17 protein-coding genes are annotated in these 17,024 nt (G+C 67.6%); all 17 read left to right on the top strand.

Annotated features, from left to right (window positions below; translation table 11 throughout):
• Positions 1-188: 188 nt before the first annotated feature.
• Positions 189-1,322: a phosphate acyltransferase PlsX gene (gene plsX / locus ACQZ13_RS24910; RefSeq protein WP_431048551.1), complete on the top strand. Its 1,134-nt coding sequence runs from the start codon at positions 189-191 to the stop codon at positions 1,320-1,322.
• Positions 1,319-2,308 (top strand): beta-ketoacyl-ACP synthase III, encoded by a 990-nt coding sequence (locus ACQZ13_RS24905; protein WP_431048550.1) that lies wholly within the window; start codon positions 1,319-1,321, stop codon positions 2,306-2,308. The genes plsX and ACQZ13_RS24905 overlap by 4 nt, the downstream gene beginning before the upstream one ends.
• 143 nt (positions 2,309-2,451) lie before the next feature.
• On the top strand, positions 2,452-3,393 hold the full coding sequence (gene fabD, locus ACQZ13_RS24900) for an ACP S-malonyltransferase (protein ID WP_431048549.1): 942 nt from the start codon (positions 2,452-2,454) through the stop codon (positions 3,391-3,393).
• A gap of 53 nt (positions 3,394-3,446) precedes the next feature.
• A complete protein-coding gene (gene fabG, locus ACQZ13_RS24895) occupies positions 3,447-4,196 on the top strand; it encodes a 3-oxoacyl-ACP reductase FabG (RefSeq protein ID WP_431048548.1) in 750 nt (249 codons plus the stop codon).
• Between the two features lie 195 nt (positions 4,197-4,391).
• Positions 4,392-4,631: an acyl carrier protein gene (gene acpP, locus ACQZ13_RS24890; RefSeq protein WP_058936430.1), complete on the top strand. Its 240-nt coding sequence runs from the start codon at positions 4,392-4,394 to the stop codon at positions 4,629-4,631.
• Between the two features lie 9 nt (positions 4,632-4,640).
• Complete coding sequence (fabF, locus tag ACQZ13_RS24885) at positions 4,641-5,888, top strand: beta-ketoacyl-ACP synthase II (RefSeq protein ID WP_431048547.1); 1,248 nt, start codon at positions 4,641-4,643, stop codon at positions 5,886-5,888.
• 101 nt (positions 5,889-5,989) lie between these two features.
• Positions 5,990-6,454, top strand: coding sequence for a hypothetical protein (locus ACQZ13_RS24880; RefSeq protein WP_431048546.1), 465 nt, complete (start codon positions 5,990-5,992; stop codon positions 6,452-6,454).
• Between the two features lie 70 nt (positions 6,455-6,524).
• Entirely contained in the window at positions 6,525-8,087 is a 1,563-nt protein-coding gene (locus ACQZ13_RS24875; RefSeq protein WP_431048545.1) for a DegQ family serine endoprotease, read from the top strand.
• Positions 8,088-8,640: 553 nt separating this feature from the next.
• Entirely contained in the window at positions 8,641-10,449 is a 1,809-nt protein-coding gene (gene lepA / locus ACQZ13_RS24870; RefSeq protein WP_088406281.1) for a translation elongation factor 4, read from the top strand.
• Between the two features lie 17 nt (positions 10,450-10,466).
• Positions 10,467-11,438, top strand: a complete 972-nt coding sequence (gene lepB / locus ACQZ13_RS24865; protein WP_431048544.1) for a signal peptidase I — start codon at positions 10,467-10,469, stop codon at positions 11,436-11,438.
• Positions 11,439-11,532: 94 nt separating this feature from the next.
• Positions 11,533-11,889, top strand: a complete 357-nt coding sequence (locus tag ACQZ13_RS24860) for a DUF4845 domain-containing protein (RefSeq protein ID WP_431048543.1) — start codon at positions 11,533-11,535, stop codon at positions 11,887-11,889.
• Between the two features lie 72 nt (positions 11,890-11,961).
• Positions 11,962-12,669 carry a ribonuclease III gene (gene rnc / locus ACQZ13_RS24855; RefSeq protein WP_088406278.1) on the top strand — a complete coding sequence of 236 codons (708 nt, stop codon included), beginning with the start codon at positions 11,962-11,964 and terminating at the stop codon, positions 12,667-12,669.
• Positions 12,670-12,916: 247 nt separating this feature from the next.
• Complete coding sequence (era, locus tag ACQZ13_RS24850; protein WP_088406434.1) at positions 12,917-13,810, top strand: GTPase Era; 894 nt, start codon at positions 12,917-12,919, stop codon at positions 13,808-13,810.
• A 5-nt stretch (positions 13,811-13,815) separates the two neighbouring features.
• Complete coding sequence (gene recO / locus ACQZ13_RS24845) at positions 13,816-14,610, top strand: DNA repair protein RecO (protein ID WP_431048542.1); 795 nt, start codon at positions 13,816-13,818, stop codon at positions 14,608-14,610.
• The gene (locus ACQZ13_RS24840; RefSeq protein WP_431048541.1) at positions 14,607-15,389 is read left to right on the top strand and encodes a pyridoxine 5'-phosphate synthase; all 783 of its coding nucleotides are present in this window, start codon (positions 14,607-14,609) and stop codon (positions 15,387-15,389) included. Before recO ends, ACQZ13_RS24840 begins: the two co-directional genes overlap by 4 nt.
• A 70-nt stretch (positions 15,390-15,459) precedes the next feature.
• Positions 15,460-15,855, top strand: a complete 396-nt coding sequence (acpS, locus tag ACQZ13_RS24835; RefSeq protein WP_431048540.1) for a holo-ACP synthase — start codon at positions 15,460-15,462, stop codon at positions 15,853-15,855.
• A gap of 73 nt (positions 15,856-15,928) precedes the next feature.
• Positions 15,929-17,014 carry a beta-N-acetylhexosaminidase gene (gene nagZ, locus ACQZ13_RS24830; RefSeq protein WP_431048539.1) on the top strand — a complete coding sequence of 362 codons (1,086 nt, stop codon included), beginning with the start codon at positions 15,929-15,931 and terminating at the stop codon, positions 17,012-17,014.
• The last annotated feature ends 10 nt before the right edge of the window (positions 17,015-17,024 follow it).

Raw genomic sequence — 17,024 nt, 5'->3', positions numbered from 1 at the left:
AGCCCGGTTCCGCATCACGCGTCGCCGGGCTTTCGCGTTTCTGAATTTCGCTTTCTTGATCTCCGCGTTCCTGAGCTTCTCGTCCTGATCCTTCTCCGATCCTTCCTTTGGAAGGCCCTTGCTGTCGCGCACGCTTCTTGCGGGGTCGCTACAGTCGCACCTTCGACCGGTGTTCTTCTCAGGTTTCGATGACCGCAATTCCCGCCACCCGCTCATCGCCCTCCGCCGAGCCGCTCCGCCTGGCGGTGGACTGCATGGGCGGCGACCACGGCCCCGCCGTCACCCTCCCGGCCTGCCAGGCCTTCCTTGCCGCGCATCCGCAGGCGGAACTCGTGCTGGTCGGCCTGCCTGACGCGCTCCAGGCCGCCGCTTCCTGGCCACGCACGCGCATCGTCGCGGCCAGCGAGGTCGTCAGCATGGACGATCCCATCGAGGTCGCCCTGCGGCGCAAGAAGGATTCGTCGATGCGGGTGGCGCTCTCGCAGCTCAAGGCCGCCAAGGACGGCACGCCCGCGCAGGCCCATGCCTGCGTCTCGGCGGGCAACACCGGCGCGCTGATGGCGGTCGCCAAATACCTGCTGAAGACGCTGGAAGGCATCGACCGTCCGGCCATCGCCACCGTGATGCCGAACCAGATCGGCGGCTTCACCACGGTGCTGGACCTGGGCGCCAACGTCGACTGCGGTCCGGAACACCTGCTGCAGTTCGCCGTGATGGGCAGCGCGCTGGTGTCGGCGGTGGACGGCAAGGAGAACCCGACGGTCGGCCTGCTGAACATCGGCGAGGAAATGATCAAGGGCAACGAGACGATCAAGCGCGCCGGCGAACTGCTGCGCGAGGCCGCCTCGCACGACCAGCTGAACTTCCACGGCAACGTGGAGGGCAACGACATCTTCAAGGGCACGACGGACATCGTGGTCTGCGACGGTTTCGTCGGCAACGTGGCGCTGAAGACGGCCGAAGGGCTGGCCAGCATGATCTCCAGCTTCATCAAGGCGGAGTTCACCCGCAGCTGGTGGACCAAGGCGATCGCGCTGCTGGCGATGCCGGTGCTGCAGCGTTTCAAGGACCGCGTGGACCATCGCCGCTTCAACGGCGCCGCGCTGCTGGGCCTGCGCGGACTGGTCTTCAAGAGCCACGGTTCGGCCGATGCCTTCGCTTTCGAGCAGGCATTGAACCGGGCGTATGATGCGGCCCGCAACCGGCTCCTGGACCGGGTTCACGATCGCATTGTCGCAACACTGCAGGCGCTCCCGGCGTCTGCCAACGAAGAGGGCGGCGATGCTGGAGACACGGCGGCCACGGCCGCCCACGCTGCATGACCACTGCTTCCACGCGCTACGCCCGCATCCTCGGAACGGGCAGCTACCTGCCCGCGAACCGCGTCACCAACTCCGCCCTGGCGGAACGCCTCGCCCGCGACGGGATTGAAACCTCGCACGACTGGATCGTCGAACGCACCGGCATCCATGCCCGGCACTTCGCCGATCCGCACGTCACCTCCAGCGACCTGGCGCTGCCGGCTTCGCTGGCCGCACTGGAATCCGCCGGCGTGCGCGCCGACGAGATCGACCTGATCATCGTCGCCACGTCCACGCCGGACATGGTGTTCCCCTCGACCGCCTGCCTGCTGCAGCAGAAGCTGGGCATCCACGGCTGCGCCGCCTTCGACGTGCAGGCCGTGTGCTCGGGCTTCGTCTACGCGCTGACGGTCGCCGACTCGATGATCAAGACCGGCGCCGCCACGAAGGCGCTGGTGGTGGGCGCCGAGGTGTTCTCGCGCATCCTCGACTTCAAGGACCGCACGACCTGCGTGCTGTTCGGCGACGGCGCCGGCGCCGTGGTCGTCGGCGCCAGCGACGAGCCCGGCATCCTCGCCAGCGAGCTGCATGCCGACGGCCGCCATGTCGACATCCTCTGCACCCCGGGCACCGTGTCCGGCGGCGAGGTCCTCGGCCATCCGCTGCTGAAGATGGACGGCCAGGCGGTGTTCAAGCTGGCCGTGGGCGTGCTGGAGAAGGTTGCAAGATCGGTCCTCGACAAGGCTGGTCGCACCGACGCCGACATCGACTGGCTGATCCCGCACCAGGCCAACATCCGCATCATGCAGGGCACGGCCAAGAAGCTGAAGATGCCGCTGGACAAGCTGATCGTCACGGTCGACGAGCACGGCAACACCTCCGCCGCCTCGATCCCGCTGGCCTTCGACGTCGCGGTGCGCGCCGGCAAGATCAAGCGCGGCGACACGGTGATGCTGGAAGGCGTCGGCGGGGGCTTCACCTGGGGCGCGGTGCTGCTGGACTTCTGATTCCCGACTTCCGAAGCCGTCCGGCGCGCCTTCCGGCACGCCGCCTGGCGGCCGGACGCGCGCGGACGACCGCGGCACCCGGCGTGCCGTGCCCGCTGTCATGCGCGCTTCTCCCTCCTCATCGATAGTCACGGACTCGAACCATGAGCAAGAACTTCGCAATCGTCTTCCCCGGCCAGGGCTCGCAGTCGGTCGGCATGCTGGACGCCTGGGGCGATCACCCGGAAGTGGTGCGCACCCTGGCGGAAGCCTCGGCCGCGCTGGGTGAGGACATCGGTGCGCTGATCAAGAACGGTCCGAAGGACCAGCTGGACCTGACGACCAACACCCAGCCGGTCATGCTGACCGCCGGCATCGCCAACTACCGCGCCTGGATCGCAGAGACCGGCCTGGTGCCGTCGGCGGCCGGCGGCCACTCGTTGGGCGAATACACGGCGCTGGTCGCCGCGGGCGCGCTGAGCCTGGCCGACGCGCTGCCGCTGGTGCGCTTCCGCGCCCAGGCGATGCAGGAAGCCGTGCCGGTGGGTACCGGCGCGATGTCGGCCATCCTGGGCCTGGACGCCGCCGTGGTCCGCGAGGTCTGCCGGACGATCGCCGCCGAGTCGGGCGAGGTCGTCGAGGCCGTCAACTTCAACGATCCGAAGCAGACGGTGATCGCCGGCTCCAAGGCGGGCGTCGAGAAGGCCAACGAGGCGCTCAAGGCTGCCGGCGCGAAGCGCGCGCTGCCGCTGCCGGTGTCGGCGCCGTTCCACTCCAGCCTGATGAAGCCGGCCGCCGAACGCCTGCGCGAGAAGCTCGCCGCCGTGTCGTTCCAGACCGCCGCCTTCCCGGTGATCAACAACATCGACGTCGCCGTGACCGACGACGCCCAGGCGCTGCGTGACGCGCTGTTCCGCCAGGCCTTCGGTCCGGTGCGCTGGGTCGAGGTCATGCAGGCGCTCAAGGCGCGCGGCCTGACCACCGTCATCGAATGCGGCCCCGGCAAGGTGCTGGCCGGCATGGCCAAGCGCATCGATGCCGACCTGGTCAGCGCCACGGTGCTGGATCCGGCCTCGCTGGCCGAGGCCAAGGCCCTGCTGGCCTGAGTCGCGGCGCGCACCGCGGTTCCCTTCCTTCCGAATTCCTCCCGAGGTTCCTCATGTCCGAGAACAACACCGACAAGAAGCAGGTCGCCCTGGTGACCGGCGCCAGCCGCGGCATCGGCCGCGCGATCGCGCTGACGCTGGCCCAGAAGGGCTTCGTCGTGATCGGCACCGCGACCGGCGAGTCCGGCGCGTCGGCGATCACCGAAGCCCTGGCGCCGCACGGCGGCCGGGGCGCGGTCCTGAACGTCAACGACGGCGCGGCCGTGGACGCGCTGATCGAGGCGATCGTCAAGCAGGACGGCGGCATCCAGGTGCTGGTCAACAACGCCGGCATCACCAAGGACATGCTGTCCATGCGGATGAAGGACGAGGACTGGGACGCCGTCCTGGACACCAACCTGAAGGCCGTGTTCCGCGCCAGCCGCGCCGTGATGCGCCCGATGATGAAGCAGCGCTACGGCCGCATCATCAACATCACCTCGGTGGTGGGCGCCTCCGGCAACGCCGGCCAGGCCAACTACGCCGCGGCCAAGGCCGGCGTGGCGGGCATGACGCGTGCCCTGGCCCGGGAGCTCGGCAGCCGCTCGGTCACCGTCAACTGCGTCGCCCCCGGCTTCATCGCCACCGACATGACCGAGGTGCTGCCCGAGGCGCAGAAGACCGCGCTGCTGGCCCAGATCCCCGCCGGCCGCCTGGGCGATCCGGCCGAGATCGCCCATGCCGTGGCGTTCCTGGCTTCCCCGGAAGCCAGCTACATCACGGGCGTGGAGCTGCACGTCAACGGCGGCATGTACATGAATTGAGGTGGATCCCGTCCCGCGCGCGTTGCGCGGGCGGCCCGCCCACCGGATTCACCCGGCCGGTGTAGGGCTGATAGAGTGCGAGCGCGCGCCGTCTCCATCGTGGAAGGCGTGCCTCGGGAGGTCCGACTAGGGGCGCCACTCTAAGGCCTTAGAATCCCGGGTTGTTCTAGCAAACCACCCCCTCCTGGAGGAGTCATGAGCGATATCGAAGCACGTGTCAAGAAAATCATCGCCGAGCAGCTCGGCGTGCCCGAAGCCGATGTGACCAATGAAAAGGCCTTCGTCGCCGATCTGGGCGCTGATTCTCTGGACACCGTGGAACTGGTGATGGCCCTCGAAGACGAGTTCGGCATCGAGATCCCGGACGAAGAGGCCGAGAAGATCACCACCGTGCAGCTGGCCATCGACTACGCGGTCAAGCACCAGAAGGCGTAAGCAAGCAGCATGAGCCGTCGTCGCGTCGTCGTCACCGGTCTCGGCCTGATCTCGCCCGTGGGTAACACGGTCGAGGAAGGCTGGGCCAACATCGTGGCTGGCAAGTCCGGCATCGACACCATCACCCGTTTCGATGCCTCGGTCCTCGCCTGCCATTTCGCGGGAGAGGTCAAGGACTTCAAGGTGGATGACTACATCCCCGCGAAGGAAGCCCGCCACATGGATACCTTCATCCATTACGGGCTGGCGGCCTCGCTGCAGGCGATCCGCGATGCGGGTCTGCCCACCGGCGACGCGCTCGACCCGGAACTGGCGGAACGCATCGGCGTGCTCGTCGGCTCCGGCATCGGCGGCCTGCCGATGATCGAGGAGACCCACGCGGAACTGACCAATCGCGGCCCGCGCCGCGTCAGTCCGTTCTTCGTGCCGGCCTCGATCATCAACATGATCTCGGGCCACGTCTCGATCAAGTGCGGGTTCAAGGGCCCGAACCTGGCCATCGTGACGGCGTGCACCACGGGTCTGCACAGCATCGGCACCGCCGGGCGCATGATCGAGGCGGGCGACGCCGACATCATGGTCGCCGGCGGTTCGGAATCGACGGTGTCCCCGCTGGGCGTCGGCGGTTTCGCCGCGGCCCGCGCGCTGTCCACCCGCAACGATGACCCCAAGACCGCGTCCCGTCCCTGGGACAAGGACCGCGACGGCTTCGTGCTGGGCGAGGGCGCCGGCGTGCTGGTGCTCGAAGAGTACGAACACGCCAAGAAGCGCGGCGCCAAGATCTATGCGGAGCTGATCGGCTTCGGCATGAGCGCCGACGCGTATCACATGACCGCGCCCGACGTGGACGGCCCGACGCGCTCGATGCGCAACGCGCTGCGCAACGCCGGGTTGAACGCGGACCAGATCCAGTACATGAACGCGCACGGCACGTCCACGCCCCTGGGCGATGCGAACGAGACCAACGCGATCAAGAAGGCCTTCGGCGACCATGCGAAGAACGGCCTGGTGGTGTCGTCGACCAAGTCGATGACCGGCCACCTGCTGGGCGGCGCGGGCGGCATCGAGTCCGTCTTCACCGTCAAGTCGCTGCACGACCAGGTCGCTCCGCCGACGATCAACATCTTCAACCAGGACCCCGAGTGCGACCTGGACTACTGCGCCAACGAGGCGCGCAAGATGCCGATCGAGTACGCCGCGAAGAACAACTTCGGCTTCGGCGGCACCAACGGCACGCTGATCTTCAAGCGGATCTGATCGCGTGATCGCCTGATCACGTCGAGTCTGAACGACACGGACGGCGCCCCATGACGCCGGACCGATCGACCTCACGCCGGGCCACTGCCCGGCGTTTTTCATTGGCGGACGACAGGCGCTGGGTGCGCGTGCAGCGCGCGGTACTGGGCGGCGGCCTGGCCGCGGCGTTGATCGCGGTGCTGCTTCAGGCCGGTGTCGCCGAGGCTTTCGCCCGCGCCGATCCCGGTGTCTTCGCCGACGTTGTAGCCAACGGTGTCGGTCCGTGGCTCGCGGTCCTGATGGCCGCCGCGGCCGGTGCCGCGCTGCCGGTCCGGGCGCGCGCGCCAGCCGTCCTGCGATGGGACGGCGCGCAGTGGTGGTGGCAGCGCGCGGGAGAGCCGCTTGCCATCTCGCCGGACGTCGTCGTCGACCTCGAACAGTGGATGCTGCTGCGGCTCAACGCCGCGACCGATGCGGAAGGTGTTCGCGGTCGCACGCCGCCGGAGCGCTGGATCGCGCTGTCGCGACGCGCGCACGAAGCGCAGTGGGCGTCGCTCAGGCTCCACCTCTTTCTCGCTGCAGGCTGACACCATGTCGTTTCTGAATTCCGGGCATGATGTGGGCCTTCCGTTTTTGCATCGCCACCTGCGAGTGTTCATGCTCAATTCCGACCGCACCTGTTCCCTTCGACGTCTTGCCCTGGCGCTCGCCGGTGCCACCTTGCTGAGCGCTTCGCTGGGAGCCGCTGCCCAGGCCGCCCAGGCTGCGACAAAGCCTGCGACGCCCGCCGCGACCGCGGCTCCCGCGACTCCGGTGACCGCTTCGGTGCCGGTCGCCGCGCCGGACCTGGCGCGCGCGCTGCCGGACTTCAGCGCCCTGGTCGAACAGGCCGGTCCCGCCGTCGTCAACATCCGCACCTCGGAGAAGGTGAAGGTCGCCAACGCGCAGATCGACGAACAGATGCGCGAACTGCTGCGCCGCTTCGGCATCCCCGTGCCGCAGCAGCGCCGTGCGCCTCCGGGTGCCGCGCCGGCTCCCGCGCCCACCCCCGACGACGATGACGACGAGGACGCGCCGCAGCGTCGCGGTCTGGGGTCCGGTTTCGTGATCGGCGCGGACGGTTTCGTGATGACCAACGCGCACGTCGTCGACGATGCCGACGAGGTCACCGTCACGCTGACCGACAAGCGCGAATTCAAGGCCAAGGTGGTCGGCCTGGACCGTCGCACCGACGTGGCGGTGCTCAAGATCGAGGCGAACAACCTGCCGATGCTGCGCATGGGCGACGTGAGCCGGCTCAAGGTCGGCGAGTGGGTGATGGCCATCGGCTCGCCCTTCGGCTTCGACAACACGGTGACGGCCGGCATCGTCAGCGCCAAGGCGCGAGACACCGGCGACCTGCTGCCGCTGATCCAGACCGACGTGGCGATCAACCCGGGCAACTCCGGCGGTCCGCTGCTGAACCTGCGCGGCGAGGTGGTGGGCATCAACTCGCAGATCTACAGCCAGTCGGGCGGGTTCATGGGCATCTCGTTCGCGATCCCGATCGACGAGGCGATGCGCGTGGCCGACCAGCTGCGCGCCGGCGGCCGCGTGACGCGCGGCATGCTGGGCGTCTATCCGGACGACGTCAGCAAGGAAGTCGCCGAGGCCATCGGCCTGGGCAAGCCGCAAGGCGCGCTGATCAGCCGCATCACGCCGGCAGGCCCCGGCGAGAAGGCTGGCCTGCAGCTCGGCGACGTGATCACGAAGTTCGACGGCAAGGCCGTGGAGAAGGCGGTGGATCTGCGCCGCCTGGCCGCGGCGACCAAGCCGGGCACCAAGGTGCCGCTGCAGGTGTTCCGCCGCGGCGCCTACAAGGACCTGACCGCGACGCTCGACGCGCTGCCCGACGACCGCGCGCCGGCGACCCCGGAAGCCGAGGCGCCCGCCGCGACCGGCGCGTCGGCCTGGGGCCTGACGGTCACCGAACTGACCGAGGCGCAGCGCAAGGAACTCAAGGTCGACGGCGGCCTGCGCATCGACACGGTCGACGGCCCGGCGGCCCGTGCCGGCCTGAAGACCGGTGACGTGATCCTCTCGGCCAACAACGCCGAGGTGAAGACGGTCAAGCAGTTCCAGGCCGCGCTGGCCAAACTCGAGAAGGGCAAGTCGCTCCAGATGCTGGTGCGTCGGGGCGAGGTCGCGACCTACGTTGTGCTCAAGCCTGGCAAGGGTTGAAACGGTCCACCGTCAACCCACTCCCGGCCTGGGGCTTTCCGCAATGCGGAAAATCCAAGCTTCAGCCTGTGCATGGATGCACAAGCCATCGTGGGTTGGCGCTTGCTAACGGCTGTGGTCAAAGCGGGGCATTGGTGCCCCGCTCCGCTACAATCAAGCCGCGTTCGGGCAGCTTTGTCGCTGTTCCGACGGTGAATCGGAAGGCATCATTTTGATGGGCTCAGCGATCCACAGGATGTCCCCGAATTTTGTGGATAACCTGTGTATAAAAACGCTGTTGGCGAAGGGCAACGCGCGAGAAGCTCGCATCCATGCGGTTTCCAGGGCGGGGCTTTTGGCTACAATGAAAGCCCAACAAGCAGTTGCCATACGTTTTGTTGGAAGGCGCGTCACCGTTTAGACGTGCCTTTTTTTTATGTCCCGTTCAGGTCCTGCGAAGGGCCCTGCATCACCGCTCCGACCGACCGTCCCCAGCATGTTCAGCATGCATCAGCGTGCTCCGCTCGAGCACCGTTGAAGTGGCGGACCAAGCGCGCGGTCTCCGTCCGAGTCCATGAACCACATCCGCAATTTCTCCATCATTGCCCACATCGACCACGGCAAGAGCACGTTGGCCGACCGGATCATCCAGCGCTGCGGCGGGCTGTCGGACCGGGAGATGGAAGCGCAGGTGCTGGACTCGATGGACATCGAGCGTGAGCGCGGCATCACGATCAAGGCGCAGACCGCCGCGCTGCAATACAAGGCGGCGGACGGCCAGGTCTACAACCTGAACCTGATCGACACGCCCGGACACGTGGACTTCTCGTATGAGGTGAGCCGATCGCTGTCCGCCTGCGAAGGCGCGCTGCTGGTGGTCGACGCCAGCCAGGGCGTCGAGGCGCAGACGGTGGCCAACTGCTACACCGCGCTGGAGCTCGGCGTCGAGGTCGTCCCCGTCCTGAACAAGATGGACCTGCCGTCGGCGAACCCGGACGGCGCGAAGGCGGAGATCGAGGAAGTCATCGGCATCGACGCCACCGACGCTATCCCGTGCTCGGCCAAGACCGGCATGGGCATCGACGAGATCCTCGAGGCGGTCATCGCCCGCATGCCGCCCCCGCAGGGCACGGTCGAGGCGCCGCTGCGCGCGATGATCATCGACTCCTGGTTCGACAACTACGTCGGCGTCGTGATGCTGGTCCGCGTGGTGGACGGCACGCTGAAGAAGAACGAACGCATCCGCATGATGGCGACCAACGCCATCTACCCGGCGGAACACCTGGGCGTGTTCACGCCCAAGTCGGAGAAGCGCGACCAGCTCAACGCGGGCGAGGTCGGCTTCATCATCGCCGGCATCAAGGAACTGTCCGCGGCGAAGGTGGGCGACACCATCACGCTGGAAAAGAAGCTTCCGAACAACCTGGGTCCGGCCACCGAGGCGCTGCCCGGTTTCAAGGAGATCCAGCCGCAGGTGTTCGCGGGGCTGTACCCGACCGAGGCCAGCGAGTACGACCAGCTGCGCGATGCGCTGGAGAAGCTCAAGCTCAACGACGCCTCGCTGCGCTTCGAACCGGAAGTCTCGCAGGCGCTGGGCTTCGGCTTCCGCTGCGGCTTCCTCGGGCTGCTGCACATGGAGATCGTGCAGGAGCGCCTGGAGCGCGAGTTCGACCAGGACCTGATCACCACCGCGCCCAGCGTGGTGTACGAGGTCCAGCTGGGCGACGGTGAAGTCATCGAGGTGGAGAACCCCTCGAAGATGCCCGAGCAGAGCAAGATCGCCGAGATCCGCGAGCCGATCGTGACGGTGCATCTGTACATGCCGCAGGAGTACGTCGGCGCGGTCATGACGCTGGCCAACCAGAAGCGCGGCGTGCAGCTGAACATGGCCTACCACGGCCGCCAGGTCATGCTGACCTACGAGATCCCGCTGGCGGAGATCGTGCTGGACTTCTTCGACAAGCTGAAGTCGGTCTCGCGCGGCTACGCGTCGATGGACTACGAGTTCAAGGAATACCGCGCCTCCGACGTCGTCAAGGTCGACATGCTGATCAACGGCGACCGCATCGACGCGCTGTCGCTGATCGTGCACCGGGCGCAGTCTCAGTTCCGCGGCCGCCAGGTGGCGGCCAAGATGCGCGAGATCATCCCGCGCCAGATGTACGACGTGGCCATCCAGGCGGCCATCGGCGCCAACATCATCTCGCGCGAGAACATCAAGGCCCTGCGCAAGAACGTGCTGGCAAAATGCTACGGCGGCGACATCAGCCGCAAGCGCAAGCTGCTGGAAAAGCAGAAGGCCGGCAAGAAGCGCATGAAGCAAATCGGTTCGGTGGAGGTGCCGCAAGAAGCCTTCCTGGCCATCCTCCAAGTCGAAGAATAAGTCTCCGCATGAAAGCCATGAGCGCACTGACCGGGTTGCTGTACGTGACCCTGATCGCCTACCTGGGCGGCTGGTACCAAGGCTACTGGAACGGCAACTTCTCGTTGCTGCTGCTGATCCTGACCACGGTGACGCTGGCCTACTGGCTGGCCGAGCGCTTCCACTTCCAGCCCTCGCGCGAGCGCGCGGCGGCGCAGTTGGCCAAGAACGACGAGCAACGCCGCGCGTCGCTGGCCGCGCAGGGCATCCAGCGCGTGGACGGCGACGTCGAAGGCGCCCGCGAGGAGATCCTGCGCCAGCCCTGGTGGCTGGACTGGACCGCCGGCCTGTTCCCGGTGATCCTGATCGTCTTCCTGCTGCGCTCGTTCATGTTCGAGCCGTTCAAGATCCCGTCCGGCTCCATGGTGCCGACGCTGCTGATCGGCGACCTGATCCTGGTCAACAAGTTCCACTACGGCATCAGACTGCCGGTGATCAACAAGAAGATCATCAGCAACAACGACGTGCAGCGCGGCGACGTGGTCGTGTTCCGCTACCCGCAGAACCCCAGCATCGACTACATCAAGCGGGCGGTCGGGCTGCCGGGCGACGAGATCGCCTACCTCAACCAGAAGCTGTACGTGAACGGCAAGCAGGTGGAGACGGTGTCGCAGGGCGAGTTCTTCGACGAGGATCCGAACTCGATGCGCTTCCGTCCGCGCTTCACCGAGAAGCTGGGCCCGGTCGAGCACCAGATCCTGGTGGACGCGCAGGCGCAGGGGCGCATCGGCAAGATCTATGACTTCCCGTACAACGAGAACTGCAAGTACACGCTGGAAGGCGTGACCTGCAAGGTGCCGGCCGGCCATTACTTCATGATGGGCGACAACCGCGACAACTCGCAGGACTCGCGTTTCTGGGGCTTCGTGCCGGACGAGAACATCGTCGGCCGCGCCTTCGTGGTCTGGATGAACTTCGGCAGCCTGAAGCGCATCGGCGGTATCCAATAAGGTCGGCCGGCATACCGGCTGACACACTGGCCGGCCCACGATCGGCCGATGATCGACTACTCTGTTCCAACGACAACCATCGGAGCGACTCGTGATGAGGGCACGGAAGATTCAACGGGGACTCAGCCTGCTCGGGCTGCTGTTCTGGGCGGTGATCATCGGCGGCGGGTCGGTGATCCTGCTGCGCGTGGTGCCCACGGTGATGGAGTACTACACGATCCAGCGCGCCGTCGAGAAGATCGCCCGCGACAGTCCGCCGACCGTGGCCGCGGCGCGCGACCAGTTCCAGCGGACCAAGGACATCGAATATTCGATCGTCAGCATCGAGCCGAAGGACTTGATCATCACCAAGGTCGACGACAAGGTGAAGATCAGCTACGCCTACGACAAGGAAGTACCCCTGTTCGGCCCCGCGTTCCTGGTGATCAAGTACAAAGGCGAAACTCGTTGATGTCGCATGGATGTTCGACCGAACGTCCGCTGATCGTCCACTGACTGCCCTGAACCCTCTCACACGCCGTCCATGACCCCGCAAGCGCTCGACGCCCTCCAGCAACGCCTCGGCTACCGCTTCAAGCAGCCGGGTCTGCTGCAGCGCGCGCTGACGCATCGCAGCTTCGGCCAGCAGCACAACGAGCGTCTGGAGTTCCTCGGCGACGCGGTGCTCAACCTGACGGTGTCGGCGCTGCTGTTCGACCGCTTCGCCGGCTCGGACGAAGGCGACCTGACGCGCATCCGCGCGCACCTGGTGCGCGAGGACAGCCTGCACCGCCTGGCGCTGGTGCTGCAGATGCCCGAGGCGCTGCGCATGAGCGAAGGCGAAGCCCGCGGCGGCGGCGGCCAGCGGCCGTCCATCCTGGCGGACGCGCTGGAGGCCGTGATCGGCGCCGCGTTCCTGGACGGCGGCTACGAGGCTGCGCGCGAGATCGTGCGCGGGCTGCTGGGCGAGACCATCGCGGCCAGCGGCATCGAGCAGTGGGCCAAGGATTCGAAGACGGCGCTGCAGGAATGGCTCCAGGCGCGCAAGCTGCCGGTGCCGTCCTACCGCATCGCCGAGACGCGGGGCCAGGCCCACGCGCAGACCTTCACCGTCGAATGCGAAGTGGCCTCGCTGACGCTGTCGCGCCGCGGCGAAGGTCGCTCGCGCCGGATCGCCGAGCAGGAGGCCGCCCGGCAGGTGCTGGACGAACTGCTCGCAGGCGACCGACCCGGCACCGGCCTGCGCGACTGACGCGGAGTCCGCGATGAACGCACCCAAGACGCCGAGGACGCCGACACCGACGTCCTCGTCCGATTCCATTTCTGACGCTCCTGTCCATCCCCCTGTTTCCGAGGATCCCCATCTGAACGCCCCGCACGACTCCGCCACGCCGCTCGATCACGATGCCGACGCCGCCGCCCACGACGAGGGCGATGAACTGGACGAGGAGGGCGAGGAGGGCGAGGACCTGCCCGAGGTCCAGGGCGGCATCGGTGCGATGCCCTACGAGGGCGACCTGCGCTGCGGCCTGATCGCGATCGTCGGCCGGCCCAACGTCGGCAAGTCGACCCTGCTGAACGCGCTGGTGGGACAGAAGGTCTCGATCACCTCGAAGAAGGCGCAGACCACGCGCCACCGCATCACCGGCGTGCGCACCGTCGACGAGGCGCAGTTCGTCTTCGTCGACACGCCCGGCTTCCAGACCAAGCACAGCAGCGCGCTGAACCGCAACCTGAACCGCACGGTCCAGGGCGTGCTGGCGGACGTGGATCTGGTGCTGTTCGTGGTCGAGGCGGGCCGCTTCGGCCTGGACGACGCGAAGGTGCTGTCGCTGCTGCCGCAGAACAAGCCGGTGGTGCTGATCGCCAACAAGCTGGACGCGGTGACGAGACGGGCCGAGATGATGCCCTGGCTCAAGAGCATGCAGGAGCGCCGCAACTTCACCGAGTTCGTGCCGCTGTCGGCCAAGAAGGACTCGGACGTGCAGCGCCTGTTCCAGATCCTGAAGCCCTACCTCCCGAGCCAGGAATGGTTCTATGAGGAAGACGCGCTGACCGACCGCAGCGAGAAGTTCATGGCCGCGGAGATGATCCGCGAGAAGCTCTTCCGCCTGACCGGCGACGAACTGCCCTACGAAGCCACGGTGATCATCGATCGCTGGGAAGAGGAGGGCAACCTGCGCCGCATCGCCGCGACCATCGTGGTCGAGCGCGACGCGCAGAAGGGCATGATCATCGGCCAGGGCGGCGAGCGCTTGAAGCGCATCGGCTCGGAGACGCGCCAGGAACTCGAGAAGCTGTGGGACGCGCGCGTGTTCCTGGAGCTCTGGGTGAAGGTGCGGTCCGGCTGGGCCGATTCCGAAGAGCATCTGAGAAGCTACGGTTACGAGTAAGGCCCATGGCCACACGCGCCCCGAAGCCGCCCGCCACGCAGGCGGCTTTTGTTTTGCATCACTACGACTGGAGCGAGACCAGCCTCGTGCTGGACCTGTTCAGCCGTGAGCACGGCCGGCTGGCGGTGGTGGCCAAGGGCGCGAAGCGGCCGTATTCGCAGCTGCGATCGGTCTTGCTGCCCTTCCTGCGGCTTCAGGTGACGCTGTCCAAGCCGTCGAAGATGAACGAGGACGGCGCGGCCGAGGTCCAGTCGCTGCGCGGCGCCGAGTGGGTCGGCGGACAGACGCTGCCCAGCGGCGCGGCGCTGTTCAGCGGCTACTACGTCAACGAGCTGCTGCTGAAGTTCCTGCCGCGCCAGGAGGCGCAGCCGGAGCTCTTCGACGCCTACGCGGCCCTGCTGCCGCAGCTGACGTCCGTGGACGACGCGCACGCCGCGCTGCGCGCGTTCGAACTGAAGATGCTCGCGATCTGCGGCCTGCTGCCCGATCTCAGCGTGCTCTCGACGACGCAGGCGCCGCTCGATCCGGAGCGGCTCTACATGCTCGCGCCGGAGTCCGGGGTCGTCGTGCCGGCGCATGACGCGCCGCAGTCGACGGGCTTCACGGGACTCACGGGCCAGGCCTTCATCCAGCTGCAGGCGGCGCTGCTGCACGGCAGCCAGGCGGCGCTGCATCAGGCCTGCGAACTTGCGGGTCCGGCGCTGAAGCCGTTGTCGCGCGCATTGCTTCACTATCATCTGGGGCATCGTCCATTGCGGACGCGGCAAGTGCTGCTCGACGTCCAGAAGCTGCTCACATGAATCCGCTGATCGCTCCCGAATCCGGCCGCCACGATGCGCGATGCGCGCTGTCGGTCAACGTCAACAAGGTCGCGCTGCTGCGCAACACCCGGCACCTGGGCATTCCCAGCGTGACGCGCGCGGCGCAGCTGTGCCTGGAGGCCGGCGCGCAGGGCATCACGGTGCATCCGCGGCCCGACGCGCGCCACATCCGCGCCGACGACGTGCGCGAGCTCGCCGCACTGATGAAGGCCTGGCCGCAAGCCGAGTACAACATCGAGGGCAACCCGACGCAGAACCTGATGGATTTCATCCGCGAGACGCGGCCGCATCAGGCGACTTTCGTGCCGGACAGCGAGGACCAGTTCACCTCCGACCACGGCTGGAACCTGCCGGCGGATGCCGAACGGCTGCGCCCGATGATCGCGGAATGCAAGTCGCTGGGCGTGCGGGTGAGCCTGTTCATGGATCCGCTGCCGGAGGCGATGGTGCACGTGGCCGCGCTGGGGGCGGACCGCATCGAGCTCTACACCGAGACCTGGGCGAGCGCCTTCGGCACGCCGCGCGAGGTCGAGGTGGTGGCCGCCTTCGCCGCCGCGGCGCGCGCGGCGCTGGCGCAGGGGTTGGGCATCAACGCCGGCCATGACCTGAACCGCGACAACCTGACGCGCTTCCTGCGCGAGGTGCCGGGGGTGTCGGAGGTCTCGATCGGCCACGCGCTGATCGCGGACGCGCTGGAACTCGGCTACACCGAGGCGGTGCGCGACTACCAGCGCTGCATCCAGCGCGCGTACGTCTGATTGCACTTCTGCACGCAACGTCCACACGGCGGGCACCAAGCGCGCACGCGCTGCGCATGAAAGGGTCGCGATGATCTACGGCATCGGCACGGACGTCTGCGACATCCGGCGCATCCGGGAGACCTTCCAACGGCGCGGCGTGCGCTTTGCCGAGAAGGTGCTGGGCCCGCACGAGATCGAGGTGTTCCGCGAGCGGTACGCCAAGGTCGAGGCGCGGGGCATCGCCTACCTGGCGACGCGGTTCTCGGCCAAGGAGGCGTTCTCGAAGGCGATCGGCATGGGCATGCGGATGCCGATGACCTGGCGCGCCTGCGAGATCGTCAAGGCGCGCAGCGGCAAGCCGGGGATCCAGCTGCACGGTGCGCTGGCCGAGTGGTTCGAGGCCAAAGGCCTGAGCGCGCATGTCAGCGTGAGCGACGAAACCGACTATGCGACGGCGTTCGTCGTCGTCGAGACCCGGGAATGATTCCAACGACATCTGAACGCGCCTGAATGTGCCCGACCGTGCAAAGGCGCGCGACCAACGAGAGAGACAGTCAATGACCGAGCATCTGCATTCGCCCGTGATCCTGGACATCGCCGGCACGACGCTGACGGCGGACGACCGCCGCCGGCTGGCGCATCCGCTGACGGGCGGGATGATCCTGTTCGCGCGCCACTTCGAGAACCGCGCGCAGCTGACCTCGCTGTGCGCCGAGGCCAAGGCCATCCGACCCGACCTGCTGATCGCGGTCGACCAGGAAGGCGGTCGTGTCCAGCGTTTCCGCACGGACGGTTTCACGGCGCTGCCGGCGATGCGCGCGCTCGGCGAACTGTGGATGGACGACGCGATGCGCGCGGTGCAGGCCGCGACGGCGACCGGCCTGGTGCTGGCGCTGGAACTGCGCGCCTGCGGCGTCGACATGAGCTTCGCGCCGGTGCTGGACCTGGACCATCAGGATGCCGGCCGCCAGTCGATCAGCGCGGTGATCGGATCGCGCAGCTTCCACAGCGATCCGCGCGTGGTGAGCCTGCTGGCGCAGAGCCTGATGCAAGGCCTGGCCCTGGCGGGCATGGCGAGCTGCGGCAAGCACTTCCCGGGACACGGCGCGGTGAGCGTCGATTCGCATGTGGGCGTGCCGGTGGACACGCGCTCGCTGAAGGCGATCCTGGCGGAGGACGTCCGCCCGTTCGAATGGCTGAGCCTGAGCCTGTCGGCGGTGATGCCCGCGCACGTGGTCTACCGCAAGGTGGACAGCCGTCCGGCGGGCTTCAGCCAGCGCTGGCTGCAGGACATCCTGCGCGACCGCCTGGGCTTCGCCGGCGCGGTGTTCAGCGACGACCTCGGCATGGCCGCGGCGCGCGTGATCGAAGGCCGGCCGGTGGGCTACACCGAGGCGGCGCTTGCGGCGCTGGGCGCGGGCTGCGACCTGGTGCTGCTGTGCAACCAGAGCCAGGAGCAGGGCGGCCGCGCGATCGACGAGCTGCTCGACGGCCTGACCGACGCGCAAGCCAAGGGCACGTGGACGCCCGCGATCGACAGCGAAGCGCGCCGCGCGGCACTGGTGCCGCAGTCGGCCCCGCTGACCTGGGATGAGCTGATGCTGGCCCCGCGGTATCTGGAGGCGCTGGCGCGTTTGCCGTGATACCTGTCGA

It is taken from the genome of Roseateles sp. L2-2 (genome assembly GCF_050613215.1).
Classification (GTDB): Bacteria; Pseudomonadota; Gammaproteobacteria; order Burkholderiales; family Burkholderiaceae_C; genus Roseateles; species Roseateles noduli.
This window is presented reverse-complemented; position numbering and strand designations above follow the sequence as displayed.